Source organism: Cryptosporangium minutisporangium (assembly GCF_039536245.1).
GTDB lineage: Bacteria > Actinomycetota > Actinomycetes > Mycobacteriales > Cryptosporangiaceae > Cryptosporangium > Cryptosporangium minutisporangium.
This window is the reverse complement of sequence record NZ_BAAAYN010000098.1, coordinates 1-1398: the sequence shown is the minus strand read 5'-3', so window position 1 is coordinate 1398 and position 1398 is coordinate 1. Positions and strand designations below refer to the sequence as shown.

1 protein-coding gene and 1 pseudogene are annotated in these 1398 nt (G+C 74.6%); both read left to right on the top strand.

The features are described from left to right. Positions 1–53 precede the first annotated feature (53 nt). Positions 54–836, top strand: coding sequence for an Acg family FMN-binding oxidoreductase (locus ABEB28_RS43330; RefSeq protein WP_425559073.1), 783 nt, complete (start codon positions 54–56; stop codon positions 834–836). A 155-nt stretch (positions 837–991) separates the two neighbouring features. Next, positions 992–1398 (top strand): annotated as a pseudogene (locus ABEB28_RS41800) (hypothetical protein); the annotation flags it as partial.

Sequence of the window (1398 nt, the reverse complement as noted above, 5' to 3'; positions counted from 1 at the left end):
CGCCGGCACGGCGACGCGGTGGACGTGCTCGCCGACCTCGACCGCGCGCNCGGATCGCGCTCGGCGCGGCCGCGTACAACGTCCGTCTGGGCTACGCGCTGCTCGGCTGGCGCGCCGAGGCGGAGTCGTTCCCCGAACCGGACGAGGACCACCTGCTGGTGCGGGTGCGCCCGGCGAACGAGCGGCCGCCGACGCCGGGAGAGCGAGAACTCGCGGCCGCGATCCCGCGACGGCACACGAACCGGCGGCCCTATCTGGACACGGCGGTGCCGACGAGCGCGCTGACCGCCCTGACCCGGGCGGCCGAGGACGAGGCGGGGCGGCTCACCGTCCTGGATCCCCGCGCCGTCGGTGAGGCCATGGCGCTGGTGCGGGAGGCCGACGAGGAGCTCGACCGGCGCGCCGGGTACGCGGCGGAGCAGCGCGCGTGGACACGCGGCGGGACGAGCTCCGAGGACGGGGTCCGCGAGGACCGCCTGGCCGGGCGTCCGCACCCGGACGAGCGGCTGCGGCGGCGCGACTTCGGCGGTGGTCCGGCGCGACGCTACGAGAGCGACCCGTGCCTGGCCGTGCTGACCACGACCGGCGACAGTCGCTACGACGAGGTCCGTGCTGGTCAGGCCTTGCAGCACGTACTGCTGCGCGCCACCGCGTCGGGGCTGACCGCGTCCCTGTACTCGCAGCCGATCGAGGTGCCGTCCACCCGGGGCCGGCTGGGCACGCTCTGCGGCGGCGGAACCCCGCAGATGCTGCTGCGGGTGGGGTACGGGCTCGCCCACAGCCCCACCGCACGGCGTCCGGTACCGGAGGTCCTGGTGCCGGACCGGGACGACTGACCGATCCGGTCGGGCCACGCTCGACCGATGCCCCCCAGACCGCCGCTCCGGCGGGTCGGATGTCCCTCCGACCCGCCGGGGCGGCTCATTCGGGTCGAGAGTCTCGCACCGGCGTGCCCTAGGCTTCGATCGAGGCGGAAGGCAGGGAGAAGCGTGTGACCGACGACCGGCGGCCCGACGTCTTCCACGACGGTGAGGTGCCCTCGCTGGCGCGGCTCCGTCTGGACTCGCTCCTGCGAGAGCTGGTCGTGCGGGCCGAGGACTTGCTCAGTACGCAGTCGCGGCTGCACCGCCTGCTGGACGCGGTGGTGTCGATCGCCAGCGACCTGAGCCTGCCCGACACCCTCCGGCGGATCGTCGAGTTGTCCGCGGAGCTCGCCGACGCCCGCTACGCCGCGCTCGGCGTGCTGCCCTCGGACGGCGCCTCGGGCTCGGACGGCGGCTCGGACTCCGAGCGGCTGCTGGTGGAGTTCATCACGATCGGGATCGACACGCAGACCCGGCTGACGATCGGCGATCCGCCGCACGGCAAGGGCATTCTCGGCCTGCTGATCAACGACCC